At 60.0% G+C, this 21,432-nt stretch carries 20 protein-coding genes and 1 pseudogene; 13 read left to right on the top strand and 8 right to left on the bottom strand.

Going from position 1 to position 21,432, the window contains the following annotated elements:
• Nucleotides 1–106 precede the first annotated feature (106 nt).
• The 6 genes from MUN84_RS04420 to MUN84_RS04445 form a co-directional block, all read right to left on the bottom strand.
• On the bottom strand, nucleotides 107–1,078 hold the full coding sequence (locus MUN84_RS04420; protein ID WP_244696816.1) for a deoxyhypusine synthase family protein: 972 nt from the start codon (nucleotides 1,076–1,078) through the stop codon (nucleotides 107–109).
• 280 nt (nucleotides 1,079–1,358) lie between these two features.
• On the bottom strand, nucleotides 1,359–1,895 hold the full coding sequence (gene hslV, locus MUN84_RS04425; RefSeq protein WP_244696817.1) for an ATP-dependent protease subunit HslV: 537 nt from the start codon (nucleotides 1,893–1,895) through the stop codon (nucleotides 1,359–1,361).
• A 166-nt stretch (nucleotides 1,896–2,061) separates the two neighbouring features.
• Nucleotides 2,062–4,617 (bottom strand): TonB-dependent receptor, encoded by a 2,556-nt coding sequence (locus MUN84_RS04430; protein WP_244696818.1) that lies wholly within the window; start codon nucleotides 4,615–4,617, stop codon nucleotides 2,062–2,064.
• Between the two features lie 126 nt (nucleotides 4,618–4,743).
• Nucleotides 4,744–5,607 (bottom strand): bifunctional transcriptional activator/DNA repair enzyme AdaA, encoded by an 864-nt coding sequence (locus tag MUN84_RS04435; protein ID WP_244696819.1) that lies wholly within the window; start codon nucleotides 5,605–5,607, stop codon nucleotides 4,744–4,746.
• A 316-nt stretch (nucleotides 5,608–5,923) separates the two neighbouring features.
• Nucleotides 5,924–7,672 carry a pyruvate dehydrogenase complex dihydrolipoamide acetyltransferase gene (locus MUN84_RS04440; RefSeq protein WP_244696820.1) on the bottom strand — a complete coding sequence of 583 codons (1,749 nt, stop codon included), beginning with the start codon at nucleotides 7,670–7,672 and terminating at the stop codon, nucleotides 5,924–5,926.
• A 634-nt stretch (nucleotides 7,673–8,306) separates the two neighbouring features.
• Nucleotides 8,307–8,933, bottom strand: a complete 627-nt coding sequence (locus tag MUN84_RS04445; protein WP_244696821.1) for a histidine phosphatase family protein — start codon at nucleotides 8,931–8,933, stop codon at nucleotides 8,307–8,309.
• A gap of 225 nt (nucleotides 8,934–9,158) precedes the next feature.
• Between MUN84_RS04445 and MUN84_RS04450 the strand changes: the two genes are divergently transcribed.
• From MUN84_RS04450 to MUN84_RS04485, 9 genes and pseudogenes are all read left to right on the top strand, one after another.
• Complete coding sequence (locus tag MUN84_RS04450; protein ID WP_244696822.1) at nucleotides 9,159–9,590, top strand: hotdog fold thioesterase; 432 nt, start codon at nucleotides 9,159–9,161, stop codon at nucleotides 9,588–9,590.
• On the top strand, nucleotides 9,587–10,810 hold the full coding sequence (locus MUN84_RS04455) for a chorismate-binding protein (protein ID WP_244696823.1): 1,224 nt from the start codon (nucleotides 9,587–9,589) through the stop codon (nucleotides 10,808–10,810). Before MUN84_RS04450 ends, MUN84_RS04455 begins: the two co-directional genes overlap by 4 nt.
• A gap of 259 nt (nucleotides 10,811–11,069) precedes the next feature.
• Nucleotides 11,070–11,915 carry a 2-succinyl-5-enolpyruvyl-6-hydroxy-3-cyclohexene-1-carboxylic-acid synthase gene (menD, locus tag MUN84_RS04460; RefSeq protein ID WP_244696824.1) on the top strand — a complete coding sequence of 282 codons (846 nt, stop codon included), beginning with the start codon at nucleotides 11,070–11,072 and terminating at the stop codon, nucleotides 11,913–11,915.
• Nucleotides 11,891–12,313, top strand: a complete 423-nt coding sequence (locus tag MUN84_RS04465) for a hypothetical protein (RefSeq protein WP_244696825.1) — start codon at nucleotides 11,891–11,893, stop codon at nucleotides 12,311–12,313. The genes menD and MUN84_RS04465 overlap by 25 nt, the downstream gene beginning before the upstream one ends.
• Before the next feature lie 86 nt (nucleotides 12,314–12,399).
• Nucleotides 12,400–12,717: a hypothetical protein gene (locus MUN84_RS23535; RefSeq protein WP_317239108.1), complete on the top strand. Its 318-nt coding sequence runs from the start codon at nucleotides 12,400–12,402 to the stop codon at nucleotides 12,715–12,717.
• Nucleotides 12,714–13,010 (top strand): hypothetical protein, encoded by a 297-nt coding sequence (locus MUN84_RS23540; RefSeq protein ID WP_317239109.1) that lies wholly within the window; start codon nucleotides 12,714–12,716, stop codon nucleotides 13,008–13,010. Before MUN84_RS23535 ends, MUN84_RS23540 begins: the two co-directional genes overlap by 4 nt.
• A 97-nt stretch (nucleotides 13,011–13,107) precedes the next feature.
• Nucleotides 13,108–13,930: pseudogene (gene menB, locus MUN84_RS04475) on the top strand (1,4-dihydroxy-2-naphthoyl-CoA synthase).
• 114 nt (nucleotides 13,931–14,044) lie between these two features.
• Nucleotides 14,045–14,419, top strand: coding sequence for a DUF6370 family protein (locus MUN84_RS04480; protein WP_244696826.1), 375 nt, complete (start codon nucleotides 14,045–14,047; stop codon nucleotides 14,417–14,419).
• A 254-nt stretch (nucleotides 14,420–14,673) separates the two neighbouring features.
• Nucleotides 14,674–15,195 (top strand): hypothetical protein, encoded by a 522-nt coding sequence (locus MUN84_RS04485; RefSeq protein WP_244696827.1) that lies wholly within the window; start codon nucleotides 14,674–14,676, stop codon nucleotides 15,193–15,195.
• A gap of 190 nt (nucleotides 15,196–15,385) precedes the next feature.
• Here MUN84_RS04485 and MUN84_RS04490 read toward each other — a convergent pair whose 3' ends face one another.
• The gene (locus MUN84_RS04490; protein WP_244696828.1) at nucleotides 15,386–15,607 is read right to left on the bottom strand and encodes a hypothetical protein; all 222 of its coding nucleotides are present in this window, start codon (nucleotides 15,605–15,607) and stop codon (nucleotides 15,386–15,388) included.
• Between the two features lie 123 nt (nucleotides 15,608–15,730).
• Here MUN84_RS04490 and MUN84_RS04495 point away from each other — a divergent pair, with 123 nt between their 5' ends.
• The 4 genes from MUN84_RS04495 to MUN84_RS04510 all read left to right on the top strand — a co-directional run bounded on the left by MUN84_RS04495 (nucleotide 15,731) and on the right by MUN84_RS04510 (nucleotide 20,528).
• Nucleotides 15,731–16,387: a hypothetical protein gene (locus tag MUN84_RS04495; RefSeq protein ID WP_244696829.1), complete on the top strand. Its 657-nt coding sequence runs from the start codon at nucleotides 15,731–15,733 to the stop codon at nucleotides 16,385–16,387.
• Nucleotides 16,282–17,394 carry an AMP-binding protein gene (locus MUN84_RS04500; protein ID WP_244696830.1) on the top strand — a complete coding sequence of 371 codons (1,113 nt, stop codon included), beginning with the start codon at nucleotides 16,282–16,284 and terminating at the stop codon, nucleotides 17,392–17,394. Before MUN84_RS04495 ends, MUN84_RS04500 begins: the two co-directional genes overlap by 106 nt.
• A gap of 312 nt (nucleotides 17,395–17,706) precedes the next feature.
• Nucleotides 17,707–19,884, top strand: coding sequence for a dipeptidyl peptidase 3 (locus MUN84_RS04505; protein ID WP_244696831.1), 2,178 nt, complete (start codon nucleotides 17,707–17,709; stop codon nucleotides 19,882–19,884).
• Nucleotides 19,885–20,096: 212 nt separating this feature from the next.
• Nucleotides 20,097–20,528, top strand: coding sequence for a hypothetical protein (locus MUN84_RS04510; RefSeq protein ID WP_244696832.1), 432 nt, complete (start codon nucleotides 20,097–20,099; stop codon nucleotides 20,526–20,528).
• Nucleotides 20,529–20,638: 110 nt separating this feature from the next.
• Here the strand turns inward: MUN84_RS04510 and MUN84_RS04515 are convergent, their stop codons facing one another.
• Nucleotides 20,639–21,295: a hypothetical protein gene (locus MUN84_RS04515; RefSeq protein WP_244696833.1), complete on the bottom strand. Its 657-nt coding sequence runs from the start codon at nucleotides 21,293–21,295 to the stop codon at nucleotides 20,639–20,641.
• Nucleotides 21,296–21,432: the final 137 nt, after the last annotated feature.

The following is a 21,432-nucleotide window of genomic DNA, read 5'->3' on the forward strand; positions in this document are numbered from 1 at the left end:
TGAGAAGCAGAAAGTATTTCTTATTAGTGCTGGATAATAAAACCCAAAAGCCTGCCGCTGAAGCTTCAGCGGCAGGCTTTTTCTTATAGGCTATCTAGGCAGCCAATTACTGGCCTAGCACCATGGCAAACACCAATGGGGCCACGATGGTAGCATCCGACTCGATGATGAACTTGGGCGTGTCCTGGCCCAGCTTACCCCAGGTGATTTTCTCGTTGGGTACGGCGCCGGAGTAGGAACCGTAGGAAGTCGTCGAGTCCGAAATCTGGCAGAAGTAGCCCCACAGCGGCACCGAGGTGCGCTGCAGATCCTGGTGCAGCATGGGCACTACGCAGATCGGGAAGTCGCCGGCAATGCCGCCGCCAATCTGGAAGAAGCCTACTTTGCTTTCCTCAGTAGCTTGGTTGGTGTACCACTCGGCCAGGTAAATCATGTACTCAATGCCGGTGCGCACAGTGTGCACGTTCTTGATGTCGCCGGAAATAACGTGGCCGGCGAAGATGTTGCCCAGCGTGGAGTCTTCCCAACCGGGGCAGATGATGGGCAGGTTTTTCTCGGCAGCAGCCAGCATCCAGGAGTCCTTGGGGTCAATCTGGTAGTACTGCTCCAGCTCGCCCGACTTCAGGATCTGGTAGAAGAACTCGTGGGGGAAGTACCGCTCGCCGGCCTTATCAGCCTGCTCCCAGAACTTGAGCACCGAGTGCTCCAGGCGGCGCATGGCTTCCTCTTCCGGAATGCAGGTATCGGTTACGCGGTTCATGTGGCGCTCCAGCAGGGCCTGCTCATCGGCGGCCGTCAGGTCGCGGTAGTTGGGTACCCGCTCGTAAAAGTCGTGGGCTACCAGGTTGAAGATATCCTCTTCCAGGTTGGCACCGGTGCAGCTGATGATTTGCACCTTGTCCTGGCGAATGAGCTCGGCCAGTTGGATGCCCATTTCGGCGGTGCTCATGGCGCCAGCCAGGGTAATCATCATCTTGCCCCCTTCCGCGAGGTGCTTGTTGTAGCCTTCGGCGGCGTCAATCAGCGCAGCGGCGTTGAAGTGGCGGTAGTGGTGCTTGAGGAAGTTCGTTACGTTCATCGAATCGAAGGTTCTGTAGGTGGTATGCGGTTTACAATCAAAGTGCAGCCCGGAATCGTTCAATAGTGAGGCCCTATATTAAAGATTCTGAATAGGGTACTATCGGGCTGGGTTGCTCACAAATGTAAAGCTAGAAAGCTAGTTCCCCTCCTCAGATGAGGAGGGGTTAGGGTGGCTGAACTGCTGAAACGACCTTTAGAACTAGCTCTAGTTATCGTTCTACGTTTTCAACCACCCCTAACCCTCCTCATCTGAGGAGGGGAACTAGAAAAAAGTAATTCTAGCTGGGCTGCTCAATCATGAGGTTGTGGTTGGTGTAGATGCAGATGTCGGCGGCTATGTGCAGGGCATCTTCTACCATCTGACGGGCCGTGAGGTGGGGGGCGTGCTTTTTAAGGGCCAGGGCGGCGGCCTGGGCGTACATGGCGCCCGAGCCGATAGCAGCCACATCAGAGTCGGGCTCCAGCACGTCGCCGGTGCCAGCAATGATGAGCAGCTCATCCTTGTCGGCTACTACCATCATGGCTTCCAGCTTGCGTAGGTACTGGTCTTTGCGCCACTCTTTGGCCAGCTCAATGGCGGCGCGGCGCAGCTGGCCGTTGTAGCTACCCAGCTTCTCCTCAAACTTATCGAGCAGCATGAAGGCATCGGCGGTGGAGCCGGCAAAGCCGGTTACCACTTTGCCGTCGTGGAGCTTGCGCACCTTGCGCACGTTGCTCTTGGCCACGTGCTTGTCCATGGTGGCCTGGCCGTCGGCGCCGAGGGCAATTTCGCCGTTGTGGCGCACACCCAGGACGGTAGTGGAGCGGATTCTCATATCAAATAAGCAGTTTTTAGTGGGCAGTGCCGGCTGAAAACATCTGTCATCCTGACGAAGCAAGGACCTTACCCTGCTGGCCCGGACCGTGGCAACGGCACCCGCACTGGCGTGATAAGGTCCTTCTTTCGTCAGGATGACAGACGATGATAGGGCTGGCACCAACTCAGAAACGGGCCTGCAATTTAGCAAAGTAAAACCGGCCGTTCGAGCCCATCTGCACAGGGTCCCAGGCCCCGCCGGTTTCCGTGCGCTGCGGATCGAACAAGGTGGGGTAGCGGTTCAGCAGGTTGGCACTACCCACAATGAACTGCAAGTGGTTGGTTAGCGCGTAGTTCAGGGTTAGGTCGGTGGTGATGCGCGAGTCATACTCCATCGAGGCGCCGTCCCAGTCGATGAGCGTAATTTTATCAAACCGCACGAAGCGCACCAGCGCCCCAAAGCGGCCTAGTTGGTAGTCAAAGGTGAGGTTGATTTTGGAAGGCGGCGCTGAAGCTTTCACGAAGGCCTGCTCCCGAGCCCCGAAAAACTCTTCTTCCCTCCCCGTCAGCCGGCCTGAGGTACGCACCCGGTCAATTTTCAGGTCGTTGACGTTGGCCGCCAGCGTGGAATTCAGCCGGCCGGTGCCCAGGGGTAGCGTGTGGCTCAGCACCACGTCGAGGCCTAGGGAGCGGGTGTCGGCGGCGTTGGCGAAGAACTGGGCCTGGTCCACGTTCAGGGCCTGCAAATCGGGGCCGATAACGGGGTCGTCGGCGGAGAACTGGCTGGTGAGCACTACCCGGTCTTTCACCTTGATGTAGTAGCCGTCCAGGGTCAAGCTCAGGGAGGAACCGATGCGGCTGGTGAGGCCGATATTGGCGTTGTTGGAGGTTTCCTGCTGGAGGCTGGGTACGCCCAGCTTCTGCGTCACGGCGCTGCTGTTGCGGGCCAGTAGCACCTCCACCGGCTCGCCATTGATGAAGTTGGTGAAGGTAGAGTTGAAGTTTACTTGGGCCAGGGAGGGCGCCCGGAAGCCGGTGCTGTACGTGCCGCGCAGGGTCAGGAACTCCGTGAGGTTGAAGCGGGTAGCCAGCTTGTAGTTGAGCGTGCTGCCAAAGTCGGAGTAGTGCTCGTAGCGTAGGGCTCCGGCCAGCAGCCAGCGCTGGGTCACGCTCAGCTCGGCATCGGCGTAGGCCGCTACGTTGTCGCGCTGGGCCTTAATGGCATCGGTGGGCTGGTAGCCGGGGAAGCCCTGAGAGCCGCTGGCCGCCCCGGATTGGGGGTCGTAGTTGGCGTAAGAAGCTTCCTCGCCCGCAAACAGCGAGTACCACTCGCGGCGCCACTCGGCCCCGGCGGCCACGTTCAGGCCCTGCAGCACGGTTTTGTAGTTGCGCGTCAGACCCAGGTTTACCACGTTCTGCTGGAGCTGAAACCCACCGGCATCAAAGGAGGTAGGCGAGCTGGCACCCAACGAGGAATTGAGCGTGTTCTTGACCCCGTACTCGAAGCGGTTGGAGCCGAAGTTGTTGCTCACATCCAGCTCCCACTCGCCCAGGGCCGTGCGCAGCCCTGCCACCGCCGAGGCATCCCAAATGTCACTGCTGATGATGGGGTCGAAGCCGTTGGGGTAGATGGCGGGCACGTTTCGGTCGTCGTCGGCAAAGCGAGTCCAAGCGTAGGCGTCGCCTCGGCGCTTGTTGCCGCCCCCGAACACGTAGAAGTACGACCGGTCATTGAGGGCAAACCGGGAGTTGAGGTAGGCCGAGAGGTTACGAATTTCCGGGTCGCCGTACTCGCGGCGGGCCAGGCCGTCGGCGTTGGGCACGTTGGCCCGTTGGGTGTGCTCACGCAGGTTGTAGTCGACGGTGGCATTCACGAAGCTACCCTTCTGCCCCAGCCCAACCCCGTAGTTGAGGTTGGCGTTGAAGTTGCCGCCGTCGAAGTTCTCGTCGTCGAAGCGGTATTTGGCGTCGTAGGCCCCGTAGTTCACGTTGGCGGTCAGCTCCTTCACCGAGCTTTTCAGCACGATGTTGATGACGCCGGCAATGGCATCGGAGCCGTACTGGGCCGAGGCCCCGTCGCGCAAAATCTCAATCCGCTCGATGCTGGCGGCCGGTATCACGTTCAGGTCGGTGCCGGTGTTGCCGCGGCCGCGGGTGCCAAACAGGTTCACCAGCGCCGATTGGTGCTGACGCTTGCCGTTTACTAGTACCAGGGTTTGGTCGGGCCCCAGGCCGCGCAGGGTGGCGGGGTCCACGTGGTCGGCACCATCGGAGCCGGTTTGGCGGTTCGAGTTGAAGGAGGGCGCCACAAACTGCAGCAGCTGGTTTACGTCGAGCTGACCGGTTTTGGTGGTTACCTCCCGCAAGTCGATGATGTCCACCGGCGAGGGCGAATCAGTGACGGAGCGGTTTTGGCTGCGGGAGCCCACTACCTGCACTTCGCTGAGGCCCGTAGTAGCGTCGGTCAGCCGGATGCTTACCTGGCCGCCGGCGGCATCTACTTCCTGCGTGGCGTACCCAATGGAGCTTACCTGCAGGCGGGGGCTGGCCGTGCGGGCCTTCAGCGTAAAGCGGCCGTCGTTGCCGGTAGCCGTACCGTTGTTGGTGCCTTTTTCTACTACGGTGGCACCAATCACGGGCTTGCCCGCGCTGTCTGTTATTTGCCCTGAAATGGTCTGCCCTTGCGCGAAAGCGCCAACGCTGGCCAAACACAGCGTTACTGCCAGTATAGTCTGCTTCATACCCTTGCTCAATTGAACGATTCACAATCGGGTGCCGCCGGCGTAGCTCCCACCGCCGGTAAGTATAGGTTTTTTGCAATAAATATTTGCCTATAACGGCGTGGCCTTCTACCTCCCCCGCTCCGCTCAGCCAAGGGAAACCGGCTCCGAGCGCGCCGCTTCCCAGGCCAGCAACGCTTGTTTGTGGGCGCTGCCCCAGCGGTAACCGCCCGGTCCGCCGTGCTGCTGAATAACGCGGTGGCAGGGAATTAGGTAGCCAATTAGGTTTGCGCCTACTGCCCCGCCCACCGCTTGGCTGGCGCCCGGCTGCCCCAGGGCCGCCGCAATGTGCCGGTACGATACCATGGCACCGGCCGGAATGCGCAGCAGCGCCTCCCACACCTTTATCTGGAAGTTGGTGCCTTTCAGCAGCAGGGGCAGCGGCCGGGCAGCCGTGGGGCCGGGCACCTGGAAAAGCGAGGCCGCCACGGCCGCCGTTTCGGGTTCGTCGGCCAGTAGAGTGGCGCCGGGCCAGGTAGTCCGCAACTGCGTAAGGGCCGTTTCTCGCTCAGTTGCCGATTGAAACGTTAGACCGCAGATGCCCCGCTCCGTGAGGCTGAGCAGACACTCGCCGAAGGGCGTGGGGTGAAAGCCGTAGCGAATGACCAGCCCGGCGGCCTGGGCGCGGTACTCGGCCGGCGTCATGGCCTCATAGGTCACAAACAAATCGTGCAGGCGGCTGGAGCCCGACAGGCCCGCCTGGTAGGTAGCGGCCAGCACGTCTCCCGACTCCAAGAGTACCTGCCGGGCGTATTCCTTGGTTAGAAACCGCAAAAACCGCTGCGGACTCGTGCCCGCCCAGCGCGTAAACAGCCGGTTGAAGTGGAACGGGCTCAGGTGTACGTGCGCGGCAATGTCGTGCAGGGAAGGCTGCGCGGTGAAGTGGGCGGCAATGTAGCCAATGGCCTGCTCCACGCGGGCGTAATCCAGCTCAGCTTGCGTAGGTTGCATAAGAAGGAAGGAAGTGAAATCTCCTCAAAAGTACCGCCAGTCGTAGTCGGCCTCAATCCGAATCTTGCGCAGTTGCACGGAACGGATGGGTTAGGCCTAGGTACTGTGCCGCACTAGCACGGCTGTAGAGACGCGACACTTCGTGTCTCATTCGTTGCTAAGGTTACTTATCCTAACGGTGCAGCCCCGACCGTTCAATAAGGAGACGCGAAGTGTCGCGTCTCTACGGCCGTTTGGCAAACCATTTCCCACCTCTGCAACAAAAAAAGCCGGCCTTAATGGGCCGGCTTCTCTATTCTACTTCTAGCTGGAGTTATCAGATAAGCATGCGCATGGGGTCTTCCAGCAGGCTCTTAAGCGTCTGGAGGAAAGCGGCGCCGGTGGCCCCGTCTACTACCCGATGGTCGCAGCTCAAGGTTACCTTCATCACGTTGCCGATGGCCAGCTGGCCGTCTTTTACTACGGCTGTTTGCTTGATGCCACCCACGGCCAGAATGCAGGCATCCGGGGGGTTGATGATGGCCGTGAATTCATCGATGCCGAACATGCCCAGGTTGGAAATAGTGAAGGTGCTACCTTCCCACTCGCTCGGCTGCAGCTTTTTGCTCTTGGCTTTGCCGGCCAGCTCTTTCACCTCAGTAGCAATAGTCGACAGACCTTTGCCATCGGCGTTGCGCACTACGGGCACCAGCAGGCCTTCATCCACGGCCACGGCTACCCCAATGTTTACCACCTTGTTCTGGCGGATTTTGTCGCCGAGCCAAGAAGAGTTTACGGCGGGGTGCTGCTTCAGGGCCACAGCGGCAGCCTTGATAACCAAGTCATTGAACGACAGCTTCACCGGCGACAGGGCATTGAGCTGAGTGCGAACCTCCATGGCGCGGTCCATTAGGATTTCCATCGTCAGATAGAAATGCGGGGCCGTGAACAGGCTTTCCGACAGACGGCGGGCAATCACCTTGCGCATCTGCGATACTGGCGTATCGGTGTAGGTGCCTTCGGCGGCGGTTGGCGCGGGGGTAGCCACTGGGGCCGGAGCGGCTTTCGGCTGCTCGGGCAAGGCGGCCTGAATGTATTCCGACTGGGTGTTGGCGGCCTGGGCTGGCTGCGAAGGAGCAGCAGCTGGGGCAGGTGCCGCCGGCGCTGCGGCCGCTGATGGCTGGGCGCTTTCCAGGTCGCGGGAAACGATGCGGCCATTTTCGCCCGAGCCTTTGATGGTGCTCAAGTCAATGCCTTTGTCTTTGGCAATGCTTTTGGCCAAGGGCGAGGCGAAGATGCGGCCACCGTTTTGAGCAGGAGCAGCCTCTGTGGCCGGAGCTGGGGCCGAGCTGGTTGCGGGAGCAGTTGCTGTGTCAGCGGCCGCAGCCGGGGCCGGGGCACTACCGCCCGACTGACCACCGAGCAGGGCCTGCACGTCGGCGCCTTCTTCCCCAATGATAGCCAGAATGCCATCCACGGGAATGGCCTCGCCTTCTTTCGGGCCGATATAGAGCAGGGTGCCGTCCTCGTAGTTATCCAGCTCCATGGTGGCCTTATCGGTTTCCACTTCGGCTAGCACGTCGCCAGACTTCACTTTGTCGCCTACCTTTTTAAGCCAGGAGGCAATGGTGCCTTCCGTCATGGTGTCGCTCATTTTCGGCATCCGGATAACGGTTGCCTTCTTGCCGTTGCCCGCGGGAGCCGCAGCAACCGGAGCCGCCGGAGCAGGTGTGGCAGCTGGAGTTGGGCTAGGGGCCGGCGTGGGAGCCGGAGCGGCCTCTGCCTTAGGAGCTTCCGCTGCGGGAGCCGGCGCGGTGCCGCCGCTTAGCAGGCTAGAAATATCTTCGCCTTCCTTACCAACAATAGCCAGCAGGCCATCAACGGGCACGGATTCGCCTTCCTTCGGGCCGATGTGCAGGAGGGTGCCGTCTTCGTAATTTTCCAGCTCCATCGTGGCCTTGTCGGTTTCAACTTCGGCCAGGATATCCCCGGATTTTACTTTGTCGCCTACTTTTTTGAGCCACGAAGCAATGACCCCTTCGGTCATCGTGTCGCTCATTTTGGGCATTTTTATGAGTTCGGCCATCTGCGTCTTCGTTGGGTTGAGTGGGCCAAAATTAGCCCGAATTTCTGGGGGTGCAAACTAAAGCCCCTCTTCTACGATTGGGCTCAAAACAGCGAATTTTCGCCTGGGCAAGCACTCTTAGCATTGCAGCAGAAAAGCGTCGGACCCTCAGACCATCATTCACCTGAAAGTTACCGGCACCACCCATTGCTCTACCCCACACCCCTTCCGATCAGTACGCGCGGTAGGCACCATTTTTAGTTGCTGCACTGCAGGCCCAACCAGCGGCAAAAACTGTTGCAGTTTCGCTGAGTCTGGTTTCATTCCTATACTCATGTAGGGCTTGCCCGATTTCTTCCAGATCAGACGTACACCCATGATGCGAGTTGAGCTGATCCGTAGGGTAGAATCAACGGTAAAGCGTACAAATGCCTTTCCACGCAAGGTTTGATGCCTGACAGATGCAGTAGGCTGAGCCGCTAGCAGCTGATAGCAATACTCCGGAAAATAGCAGCTAAAGCTCTCCTTGTTAGTATCCGCCTCCGTTACAGCAAGTGTTACAGCGTTCGACGGGGCGCCCGCCATTCGTTGTTCTTCACATTCCGCAGTGCACCCGCAAAGCAACCCAACCAGCCCGGCTACCCTCAGCCCTGGACTAGGCATGATTTTCTTGCAGGTGGCGCACGTCTAGGAAGTTGCGCACGGTGAACATGGAGCCGGTGTAATCGAGTTGGTAAAGGCAGAGGTTGTGGTGCTCGAATGAGTCCATCAGACGTAAGGGGTAGCCCAGCAGCTGGCAGAGCAGCACGCGCATGGCGCGGCCGTGCATGCACACTAGCACGTTTTCCTCCTCGGGCCGGGAGGTCAGCAGTTCAATAACCGGGCGCTGCCGGGCCGCTACCTCCTCGGGGCTTTCCCCGCCCAATAGGCGGGAGGTAGTGCGGCCGGCTCGCCAGTCCTGCAGCACTTGGTGATACTCTTCGTCTTCCTCAGGTGTGATGCGGGTACCCTCGCGGACGCCCCAGCTAATTTCGTTTAGGCCGGCGTGCTGCTCGTGGGGTAGCCCTAGCTCCAGGAAGCCGCGCACCGACTGCTGGGTGCGCTGCAGCAGGGAGGTATACACTTTATTGAAGGGCACGTGGCGGTAGGCCGCGAAAAAACGCGCGGCTTGGCGGTGCCCCGCCTCGTTCAGGGAGGAGTCGACGCCGCTGCCTTGCACGATGCCGCGCACGTTGAAATCGGTCTGGCCGTGGCGGATGAGGTATATTTTTTTGACGCTCACTTTCCCCCTAGTTTTGCTGTGTCTGCCGTTAAAGTACGGGCTTTTCGCTTGCACAGATATGTTTAAGCTGGCTTGTTTCGCTGGTTTTGCCACCATCGGGCCGCTCAGCCAGCCTTTCCACCTACTTTTTCGCCTAGAAGCGGTTATTCTACCACGGGGGTAGCCTCGTTTTACTACTGCCAGCCGCTGCAGTGGCCATCTACTTTCGACCCTCACTCCTTACGCATGACGCTGGAGCAAATAAAGCACTGGGTAAACACTCGCCCCACCCTGGCCGACGCCCTCGGCATTGAGCTGACCGCCCTCACCGACGACTACCTAGAAGGCCGCATGCCCGTGGACGGCCGCACCCATCAGCCCATGGGGTTGCTGCACGGCGGGGCCTCCGTGGCCCTGGCCGAAACCCTGGGTAGCGTGGCCGCCGCCACCCGGCTCGACCCAACCAAGCAAGCCTGCGTGGGGCTGGAAATCAACGCTAACCATATCAAAGGAGTGCGCGACGGCTACGTGGTAGGCCGGGCCACGGCCCTGCACGTGGGCCGCAGTACCCAGGTCTGGGAAATCCGGATTACCCACGAGGAAACCGGGGCCCTGGTGTGCATCAGCCGCATTACTATGGCCGTGATTGACTTACCCGCCGCCAAACCCCAGGCATGAGCAGCCTGCAGCGCATTTCCTGGCAGCCCAACCTGCCCGTGGCGGATCGGCGGCGGCGACTAGTAGCGCTGGCCTTGAGTAGCGGCCGGCCGGTAGCGCTCTGGCGCCTACCCGGCGCCCAGCACGCTCGGTTGTGCCTGAGCTTAAAAGTTGATTCCGCCTACGTAGGGTTGCCGCCCGCTCTGGAGCCCACAGCCCCGGCGGGATTCGCCTTTTTTCCCTTCCGGGATTCCGACCACAACCCGCCGCTTTTCCTGCCCGCCGACCTGTACTTTGATCTGGCCCATCCAGAGGAAATTCAGGTGAGTTCGGCGGCGGCGGCCCGGTTGCCAGAGCTACGACAGCGCTTTGCTACCCTCCCACCCACGGCCGACCTTCCCTGGCACCTGAGCCGCCAACCAGTACCAGCTACCGCCTCCCAACCCGACTATGAGGCGCTGGTAGCGGCCGGGGTAGCGGCCATTGAGGCCGGCACCGTGCACAAGGTGGTATCAAGCCGGGCCGTGCGCAGGCTGTTGCCGGCCGGCTTTGATGCCCTGGCGGCGTTCGACGAGCTGCAGGAGCGTTACCCCAATGCGTTCGTGTCATTGGTGAGTGCGCCGGGAGTGGGTACCTGGCTGGGCGCTACCCCCGAGGTGCTGGCTGAAATTACCGAGGACCAGGTTTTCCGGACTATGGCCCTGGCTGGCACCCAACCGCTGCTGCCGGGCATGATACCGGCCACCGCCAAGTGGGCCCACAAAGATTTGGAGGAGCACGCCATGGTGGCGCGCTACATTGTGAATTGCTTCAAGCAGTTACGCCTGCGCGAGTACGACGAGCGGGGTCCGCGCACCGTGGCTGCCGGCCAGCTCTTGCACCTGCGCACCGATTTTGCCGTGCACCTCACCCAGGTTCCTTTCCCAACCCTGGGCACCGATATGCTCCGCCTCCTGCACCCTACCCCGGCCGTGGGTGGGGTTCCTAAGCAGCCGGCCCTGGAATTTCTGCGCCGCCAGGAAGGCTACGACCGGGCTTATTACGCTGGTTTCCTGGGTCCTGTGAACCTACCCGAGGCCGGCGTAGCCCGTCTCTACGTGAATCTGCGCTGCCTGCAGTTGCGGCCCCAGGAAGCCATTCTCTACGCCGGTACCGGTCTGACCATTGACTCTGACCCCGCGCGCGAGTGGCAGGAAACCGAGCTGAAGCTGCGCACCATTGGCGCTATTCTGCATGAGTGAGCTGAACTATTGGTGCTATGCAAAGTTGTGCGGACAGTACATTACGACGCCATCTTGCAGAGCAAAGCAAGGCACGCAGTGGGCTGTCATTGCAGCTGTTAGCACGTGAGATGCCTCGTGATATTTTGCGTAACGGCTTCACGAGCGCACCAGAAGCCGATGCGTTTCACCCACTTCCGTTAGCAGCTCATTTTGCCTGAGTTGGTTTTCGCTTGTTGAAGCATTCTTTGTTGCTTCCTTCTGCCTCTATCCCTACCCTATGTCTTCCCTGCAAGCCGTTCATAATATTCCCGAAATCTGCGCCCAGCTCGGTATTACGGACGTGGTGCTCTCGCCTGGGTCCCGGTGCGCTCCATTAACCATTGCCTTTGCCCGCCACCCAGCCATTACGGTGCGCACGGTGCCCGACGAGCGGGCCGCGGCCTTTATCGGGCTGGGGCTGGCCCAGGCCCAACGGCGGGCGGTGGCGCTGGTGTGCACCTCCGGCACGGCGGGCCTGAACTACGCGCCGGCCGTAGCCGAAGCCTATTTTCAGCAGATTCCGCTGGTAGTCTTCACCGCCGACCGGCCGCCGGAGTGGATAGACCAGCTCGACGGGCAGACCATTCGGCAGGCCGACCTGTACGGGGCTCACGCCAAAGGCACGTTTACTTTCCCCGCCGATACCAGTCACGCCGATGCGCACTGGCACGCCGGGCGCTTGGTGTCGGAGGCCATTGGACTGGCCGAGCAGTTTCCGGCTGGGCCGGTGCAGGTCAACGTACCGCTGCGGGAGCCCTTCTACCCTAAAGCGGGCGAAGAACTTCAATTTGAGCCGGTGAAGGTGACCCGGGAGCTGCCCGGCCGCTCGTTGCTGCCCGCGGCCTTGCTGCACGAGTTGCGCGAAGCCATTCAAACGACCAGCCGCGTGCTGGTGGTAGCCGGACAGCACCCCGCCGACGCCGAGTTGTTGTTAGCAGTGCGCCAGTTTGCGGCCGCCTACCAGGTGCCAGTTGTCGGTGATTTGATTGCCAACCTGCACCTGCCCGCCGCTCCCGACTTCGACCAGCGCCTGCGCCCCTCGGCCGGCAGGATATATTTATGGCCGTTCCGGAGCCAGGCCTGAAGCAAGCCCTGAAACCGGAACTGCTGCTTACTTTCGGCCAGTCGTTGATTTCCAAGGCCCTCAAGCTCTACCTGCGTACCGCCAAGCCGGCCCAGCACTGGCACATCCAGCCGGCCGGCGCGGTGGCCGACACGTTCCAGTCGCTAACCAAGGTAGTGCGCATGGAGCCGGCCGACTTTTTTGTCACGCTACTGGCCGAAGCACCGCATAGTACAACAGACAGTATAGGAGTCTCAGAAGCTTCTGATCTAGGCTCGATTCCTAGCGCGACCACCACTCCGACTCCTTACGGGGCCACACCCACCCATACCGCCGTTCCAGACGCTACGCGCGTGGCGGTGCCCCGGCCTCGGCTGGCTCTTTCCGCCTTACATGGCCGGGCAGCGGCGCGCACCTGAGCGAGGCGGTAGCGTCGGCCAAGGCGGCCTACCTCAAGCCGTGGCTGGCAGCTGAAAATTGGGCCGAGGGGTTTCTGCGGGAGTTTATGCAGCAGCCTCATCAGCCGTTCAATGAGTTTACGGCCATCCACCGAGCCCTGCAGTTGCTACCCGACCGCACGGCCCTGCACCTGGCCAACAGCATGGCTGTGCGCTACGCCAACATCTTGGGGGTACCGGCCGGCCGCACCGTCGAGGTCTTCGCTAACCGGGGCACCAGCGGCATTGACGGCTGCACCAGCACGGCCATTGGAGCCGCTCTGGCCCAACCCAGCCGGCCGGTGGTGCTGCTCACCGGCGACGTAGCGTTCTTCTACGACCGCAACGCTTTCTGGCACAACTACCCTACCCCAATCTGCGCGTGATACTGCTGAATAACCACGCCGGCGGCATTTTCCGGCTGATTGACGGGCCTCGTCAGCAGCCGGAGCTGGAGGAGTTTTTCGAGACGCGCCAGCCGCTCACGGCCGAGAATACGGCGCGTGATTTCCACCTGCGCTACCACACGGCCCGCACCTTCGCTGAACTAGAATCGGCTTTACCGGTTTTCTTTGCACCCGAATCCGGCGCAAGTCTGCTTGAAATCACCACTGACAGCCCTACCAACGCCGAGTTCTTCGAACAGTACCGCGCGGCGGTGAAATCTTCGTTTACGTAATGCTTTCCCACTACTTGTCATCCTAAGCATGTTGCCTCCACCGGGTGAAGCTCAAGGAATGGCAGGAATGTTTGACGCTTTTTCTATTCCACTTTCTATGGCCGAACAACTTACCTGGACTCCGATTAAGGAGTTCCGCGAAATCCTCTTCACGCAGTCTGGCGGCATTGCCAAGATTAGCATCAACCGCCCCCAGGTCCACAACGCCTTCACGCCCCTCACGGTGCAGGAAATGATTGAGGCCATGGACATCTGCCGCAACCGCACCGACATCGGGGTCATCATCCTCACCGGTGAAGGCGGCAAAGCGTTCTGCTCGGGCGGCGACCAGAGCGTGCGGGGCGAAGGCGGCTACGTTGGCGAGGATACCGTGCCGCGCCTGAACGTGCTGGATTTGCAGAAGCAGATTCGCTCTATCCCGAAGCCCGTGGTAGCCATGGTGGCGGGCTGGGCCATTGGGGCGGCCACGTCCTGCACGTGGTGTGCGACCTGAGCATTGCCGCCGAAAACGCCCGTTTTGGTCAAACCGGCCCCAACGTAGGGTCGTTTGATGGCGGCTTCGGGCCTCCTACCTCGCCCGCGTGGTAGGCCAGAAGAAGGCCCGCGAAATCTGGTTTCTCTGCGACCAGTACAATGCCCAGGAAGCCCTCGACATGGGCCTAGTGAACAAGGTAGTACCCTTGGAGCAGCTGGAAGAAACAACGGTGGCTTGGTGCAATAAAATCCTGGAAAAGAGCCCCTTGGCCCTGCGTATGCTCAAATCCAGCTTCAACGCCGAGCTCGACGGGCAGGCCGGAATTCAGGAGCTGGCCGGCAACGCCACGCTGCTGTACTACCTCTCCGAGGAAGCCAAAGAAGGCAAAAACGCCTTCCTGGAAAAGCGCAAGCCCGACTTCTCGAAGTATCCCAAGTTCCCGTAACCTTTCCTTTCTGAATGGTTCTATTGCGGCCTGCATCCTCGGCGGATGCGGGCCGTGTTGCTTTACTTGCTTTTGCCCTCGGCTGGCTATATTGCCGTATCTCTCCTGTCTTACTTGAAGCCGTATGAAATCTGCCCTGCTTCTGCTGTTACTGAGCTTTACTGCCATCTGCACCGCGCAGGCCCAGTCGGCCCCGCCGGCTACGAGTGTTGCTACCCCGATAAGGCCAAGGAAGTGCGGGTGGTGGAGGCCTCCTGCGGGCAGTGCCGACTGGGCCTGCCGGGCAAAAGCTGTGATTTGGCCGTGCGCCTAGATGGCAAAGCCTATTTCGTGGACGGCACCACCATCGACTCGCACGGGGACGCCCACGCCAAGGACGGTTTCTGTCAGGCCATCCGGAAGGCGGAGGTGCAGGGCGAGGTAGTAGACAACCGCTTTAAAGCCACCTACTTCAAGCTGCTGCCAGACCAGCCAGCCCAAGGCAAGTAGCAGGCCTTCAGAGCACGTAAAACCACACTCCGGCAACAAGCCGGGTGGTCCCAGCTTCCTACACTACTCAGCATTTAACGCAGTGCCCGCCCGATTTTTCGGGTGGGCTTTTTTGTGCGGGCTCCGCGTGAGAATCTTCGTTGAAGCAGGTTTCCGTTACGTGCTACCCACTATATTGGCGAGGCGCAATTGCGCCATCATTTTCACCTCCGCAAATGCTGCGAGCGGTCTATTAACAGGTATTTCCAAGAACTATGGCAGCGTACCGGATACTAGCCAACGGCACGAGAGATTTTGAGTTACTGGCTGCTGATGGCACCGCTTTAGGAGCCCTGCACTACAGCGAATGGTTTTCCTTTAAGGCTGTTGCTACCCTGGCCGATGGCTCCGCGTTTCAGCTAGAGCCCAAAGGATTTTGGGGTACTACCATTGAGTTGAAAGACCAGGACAAGGTGCTGCTGAATTTTAAAATGAATTGGGACGGCAACATCATCCTCAAGTCCAAGCTCAACGACAGCAGCCACGCCTTCGTCTTCAAAACCAAGAGCATGCTCAAAAGCGAGTACGTGCTACGCGGCCGCAACGAGCAGGAGCTACTGGTAGTAAAGCCCGATTTTGAGTGGAGCAAGTTCAACTACAACTACACGTTTACCACCACGGAGGAGTTTGAGGCTTCCGACTCCAAAGCCCTGCTGTTGCTTACCGTCCTGCACTGCGCCAACTACTACATGACCATGATGTCGTCGGCCGTAACCACCATGATTGCCGCAACATAAGGCCTCACAGCCTCACAAAACTCCACTCCTCAAGCTGTTCGCATAGCCGAAGAAAAACGTCACGCACAGTCGGCGGCGCCACCCGGCAGGCTGGTTGACGGAAGCCAGAAACACGCTACCTGATTCAGGCTACCTTGCTCAACCGAACTATTCCAGTTGCCTAAGTACTTGCGGAGCAGCTAGGCAGCCGCTAAAATATCGAGCCGTAAGCGCCGCAGCCCTCGCACCAGCCGAAGAAGTTGCGCAGGCGTTCCTCCTTTGCGCGCTTCTTCAGCAGCTTACGGGCCTTGCGAGCCGCATCTACAACCGGCGGGGCGGCAACGGGGCGAACTACGTGGCTACGCAACGTGAGGTAGCGCCGGAACACAAAGGTTCGGGCCAGGGCAAAGGGACCAGGGGCGACAAGTAGCATGGCGGGTAGCGGGTAGTGACGTTGTTTAAGATACAGGGTTAACGTGCTAGAAGTCAAGCTCCACCGTGGGTTTCTTACCCTGTGCGCGGTAGTTCCGTATGCCGAAGTGGTAGTGCCTGAGCTTTGGCATTGCTTCCTGCCTTCTTTCCCGCCATCCGTCTTACTTGCTTGTTACGCCCCATGACCGATGTGGAATTTCACCACGCTATCCGGCGCATCTGGCGCCTGCACTGGCTGCACTACGGCGGGCAAGCCCTGCTAATGGTGGGCGTGGTGCTAGCCATGGGCAAGCAGGTAGGGCTGAGCACTCGGCAGGCACCACCCTCAGCTTCCGGGCCGGCCTTGCTGCTGCTAGGGGCTCTGGTGCCGGTGGTTGGGCTGCTGCTGTACCTGCTGGCCCGGCGGCTACGCCCCAACCTGCGCCGACGGGCCGAGGAAAACATGCGAATCTACCAGGCCCGGATTTTTCTGCGCAACAGCTTGCTGGGCTTGCTGGGGTTGCCCTTCTTGCTTGCCTACGCACTGAGCCGCGGGGCCCTGGAACTGCCGGCCTATGGGTTTCTGCTGCTAGTGTTGGCCTTTCTTACCGCCCCTCCGCCCCAGCCTACCAACGCTGGCTGCTTAGCTAAGCAGATGCGTATACGGCTCTTTCTGGTTCTCCTACTTTCTCGTGCATGGCCCCTGATTCTGCCCTCCTTCCCGATTCCCTGCTGCTCAATGGGCGCGAATTTCACTACGCCGACATTCAGCAATATCCCGCCAACTCCCCTACCGATCTGAACGGCTATGAAGCCCGCGTGCTGGATTTCTGCCGGCAGTGGCTGAATGGGGCCCAGGAGTTTGGGCTGCAAACCTCGGGCTCCACGGGCCTACCCCAGCGCGTGACCATGACCCGCCAGCAGCTGGCAGCCTCTGCCCGCCGCACCGGCGACTACTTCGACCTGGGCCCCGGCGACCGGATGCTGGTGTGCCTGAATTGCGAATTTGTGGGCGGGCTGATGATGCTGGTGCGGGGCTTCGAGCGACGCATGCACTTGACTATTGTGGAGCCTCAAGCCGACCCGCTGGCCCTGGTGCCAGCCGGCGCCGAATTCGACTTTACTTCCTTCGTGCCCCTGCAGCTGCGGGCGGTGCTGGCCGCCGGTCACGCCCCGCGCCTTAACCGCCTGAAGGGCATTTTGGTAGGTGGCGCGGCCGTGGAGAAAAGCCTGGAACAGGAAATTCAGCAGGTACAGGTGCCCGTGTACCTCACGTACGGTATGACGGAAACGGCCTCCCACATTGCCCTGCGCCGCCTCAATGGCCCCGATGCAACGCCTTACTACCACGTACTTTCCGGCATACACGTGGGCCAGGATGAGCGCGGCTGCCTCACCATCCGGGCCGATGTAACCCAGGACCAGCTCATCACCACCAACGACCGGGTAAACCTGCTGGACGCGCGCACCTTCGAGTGGCTGGGCCGGGCTGATTTCGTGATTAACAGCGGCGGCGTGAAAGTGCAGGCCGAAAAGGTGGAACAGGTGCTGGAGGTAGCCCTTATGGAGCTGGGCCTGCGGTGCCGCGCCTTTATAGCGGGCCGCCCCGATGAGCGCCTGGGCGAGCAGGTAACGGCGTTTCTGGAGGGCGAGCCGTTAGCCCCGGCCCAGCAGCAGCAGCTACATGCCTTGCTCTCTCAGCGCCTCGACAAATACGAGCAGCCCCGGGAATTCGTCTTCGTGCCCCAGTTCCAAGCCACGCCCTCCGGCAAACTAGACCGTCGCAACACTTTGCAAATGGTGAAATAGTGAGATGGTGAAATAGTGAGTGGTAAGTTGGTAAGTGAGTGAAATGTCATGGTGAGCGAAGCGACACCATCCGTCCTGACCAACGTGCTACCCTTCCAAACGTGACAAGCCCTTACCTCCGTGCTGGAAGTAAGGGCTTGTCTGTTTACTAGGCCGGTCACGAAGAGAGAACGGATGGCTTTGGTGCCCTCACCATGACAGCACGGAAAACTCACTTATTCGCTCACTCACCATTTCACCATCTCACTATTTCACCTTCGATATGTGAAATTATCCGTTGATTTGTACAAATTCCTACCCTGCACATACTCAATGAATCATACGCGTTTTTCGGCGGCTACTTTTCTGCTCCTGACTCAGCTAGGTAGCAGCTGCGCCAGCACCTCCCGCACCACTACTCCTACCACGGCCGTAACGGGCGCTACCGCGGAAGCCGTAGGGCAACTGGCCGCAGCGGCTGCGCAGGAAGAATCCGCTCCGGTGGCCCCGCCAGTTCCGGCTACCCCTGCCTTCCAGCTTGTGATGGAGCAGTTTGCCGACCTGCGGATTCTGCGCTACCAGGTACCCGGTTTTGAGGAGTTGGAGCCCCGCCAGAAAGAGCTGCTCTACTACCTCTATGAGGCGGCCCTGAGTGGGCGCGACATTACCTACGACCAGAACTACCGGCATAACCTGCGGGTGCGCCGCACCATGGAGGCCTTGTGGCCCGCCAATGAGGAGCGCCGTACCGCCAGCACCAACCAGCAGCAAATAGCCCAGGCTGAAAAGTTTGCTACCTACGCCAAGCGCGTGTGGTTTAGCAATGGCATTCATCACCACTACAGCACGCGCAAGTTTGTGCCGGAGTGCACGCCCGAGTATTTCCGAGAGCTGATATTTGCTACCGATGCCAAAAAGCTGCCCCTGGAGCCGGGCGAGTCGGTGACCAAGTTCCTGGCTACCTTGAAACCCATCCTCTTCGACCCCAACCTGGCCCCTAAGCGGGTAAACCAGGAGGCGGGCAAAGACCTGGTGAAAACCTCCGCTACCAACTACTACGAGGGCATGACCCAGACGGAAGTAGAGGCTTTTTACCGCAAGAAAATCAACAAGAAAGACCCGCAGCCCATATCCTACGGCCTCAACTCCAAGCTGGTGAAGGACAAGCAGAGCCGCATTGTGGAGCGAGTCTGGTTTACGGAGGGCATGTACGGCGCGGCCCTGACCAAGGTGGTATACTGGCTCAACAAGGCCGCCGCCGTGGCCGATACGCCCGAGCAGGAGCTGGCCCTGCGCAAGCTGGTGGAGTTCTACCAAACCGGCGACCTAAAGAAGTGGGACGAGTACAACGTGGCCTGGGTGCACGACACCAAGTCGAGGACGGACGTCGTGAACGGCTTTATTGAGGTGTACGGCGACCCGCTGGGCTACCGCGCCGCCTACGAGTCGGTGGTATCGTTCAAGGATTTGGAGGCCACCAAGCGCATTCAGGCCATTGGCAACGAGGCCCAGTGGTTCGAGGATCATTCACCTATTCTGGCCCAGCACCGCAAGCAAAACGTGGTAGGCATCACGGCCAAGGTGATTACGGTGGTGGTGGAAGCCGGCGCCACGGCCCCCAAAACGCCCATCGGGATTAACCTGCCCAACGCCACCTGGATTCGGAAGGAGCACGGCTCAAAATCGGTGCAGCTGGGCAACATTGTGGAGGCCAGCAACGCGGCCGAAGCAGGCGGCATGCTAGATGAGTTTGCCTTGGACGAAGCCGAAAAGCAGCGGGCCCGCACCTACGCGGAGCTGGCCGCCAAGCTGCACACCGACATGCACGAGGTAATCGGGCACGCCTCGGGGCAGATCAATAAGGGCGTGGGCACGCCCAAAGAAACCCTGAAAAGCTACGCCTCGGCCCTGGAAGAAGCCCGCGCCGACCTGGTAGCTCTCTATTACCTGCCCGACCCCAAGCTGATGCAGCTGGGCGTGGTGCCCTCCCCCGACGTAGCCAAGGCGGAGTACGACAGCTACATTCGCAACGGCCTGCTGACCCAGCTAGTGCGCCTGCAACTCGGCGAGACGGTGGAAGAAGCCCACATGCGCAACCGCCAGATGGTCGCTCGGTGGGTTTTCGAGAAAGGCCGCAAGGAAAACGTCATTGAGAAAGTGACCCGCGAGGGCAACACCTACTTCCGCATCAATGACTACGAGAAGCTGCGTGGCCTGTTCGGGCAGCTGCTGCGGGAGCTGCAGCGCATCACCAGCGAGGGCGACTACGCCGCCGGCAAGGCCCTGATTGAAACCTACGGGGTAAAGGTTGATCCGGTCCTGCACAAGGAAGTATTGGCCCGTTACCAAAAGCTGCATATTGCGCCCTACGTCGGGTTTATTCAGCCCCGGCTGGTGCCCATCAAGCAAGGCGACAAAATCGTGGACGTGAAGTTGGAGTACCCAACCAACTTCGCCGAACAGATGCTAGAATACGGCCGCCAGTACCGCCTGCTGCCTAATTACAACTAGCTTCTCTAAGCTGATAATCAACCAAAACTGTCCTGCCGACGCAGGAGGAATCTGAATTTAGCCTTTGATGATTAACTCCAATTCCTCCTGCGTCGGCAGGACATTCACGGTAGTACTTTGCAAACAATCGCCGCGCTACTACTTCGCCTTTCCTTCGTCAGCTTTATAACCGAAAGACATACTCTGAACCCTCTCTACCAACCAATCACCCCATGAAAAATTTCTTCCCTACCCTGGTGGCAGCCGCGCTGCTGGCTACTGCCGGGCAAGTGCAGGCCCAGTCGGCGCAACCCGCCCGAGCGGTGCAGGCCGAGGCCGAGCGCTACGAGTTCTGTGAGCTGATGCGCACGGGCTTTGTCAACATTGGTAAACCTGAAAAGGAAAAGAGCGGCGACATTTACGTGGATTTCGGCTACGGCTACGAAAAGCTGGGCGGCTCGGAGCAGGTAGTGCGTGAGGCCGGCAAGATTCAGGTATTTGCTACCACCATCAGCGCCCTCAATTACATGGGTAGCCGGGGCTGGGAAATTGTGCAGATTCTGGAGCAGCCCATCAACTACACCAAAGGGGAGCCCAGCGAATACGTGCGCCGCTACGTGCTGCGCCGGCCCTTATCGGCCAAAGGCGTAGCCGGCGCACGGTAAAACCATAAACAGCACGCAGCAAAAGCAGCCCGTCACTCAGAGGTTTTCGCCTCCGGATGACGGGCTGCTTTTGCTATCCTCTTTTTACTCCGTACTTCTGTTTACTGCCCTTATTCTTCAGGCTTTAGCCCGTGCTGGGAGAACAGCCGCTCATGGCCCCGCGCTACCTTAATTAAGTCGCCGAGAAACAGCTTGACGCGCCCGAAGAAAATGATGCCGCTCATCTCATCCTCGGGTTGTTTGCCGGCCGCCCACACCTGGCGGTAGCCCACACCGGCACCCACGCCAATCCAGCGGAATATGCGGTAGTGGGCCCCCACGGACGGTTCTAGCAGGAACAGCACCTGGCTCTTGGTGCGGCGTACACCGCCGTCGGGGAAGTAGTATTTGGTATAGTAGCTGCCGGCCCCGAGCTGCAACGGCGTGCTCAGTTCCCAGCGGGGGTTGCCGATAAACACATATTCGCCGTAGCCGGCCAGGTAGCGAAACCGGACCTCGTCGCGGGTGCCGGGCGGGGTGCCTTCCGGTTGGGCAATGCGGGTAGGTACCCCACCCGAGAGGCGGTACACACCCACGCCCGCTCGCCAGCGGCCGCGCCACTCAACGCCGCCTTTTACGCCATTGATACCCACTATCTTCCCATTCAGGATGGAGAAGCGCTGATCTAACTGAAAAACGATGCGGCGGTGGGCCTGGCGCACAAAAGAACTATCGTCGGCGGGGGGCGCACTGGCAACCGCAGCGGCCGGCGCGGCCGTTAGCAGCACACCAGCCAGAGGTAGTAAACGGGATAAACAAACAGCTTCCACAACGCAAAAATACGCCTTCTGGTAGGCTTAGTTGTATGCCGGTGCTTCAGCTCACCCGGCTACCGCCTACGGTTCACCCGCCGTGGCAGCTGCTT

The sequence above is a fragment of the Hymenobacter sp. 5516J-16 genome, assembly GCF_022919335.1.
GTDB lineage: Bacteria > Bacteroidota > Bacteroidia > Cytophagales > Hymenobacteraceae > Hymenobacter > Hymenobacter sublimis.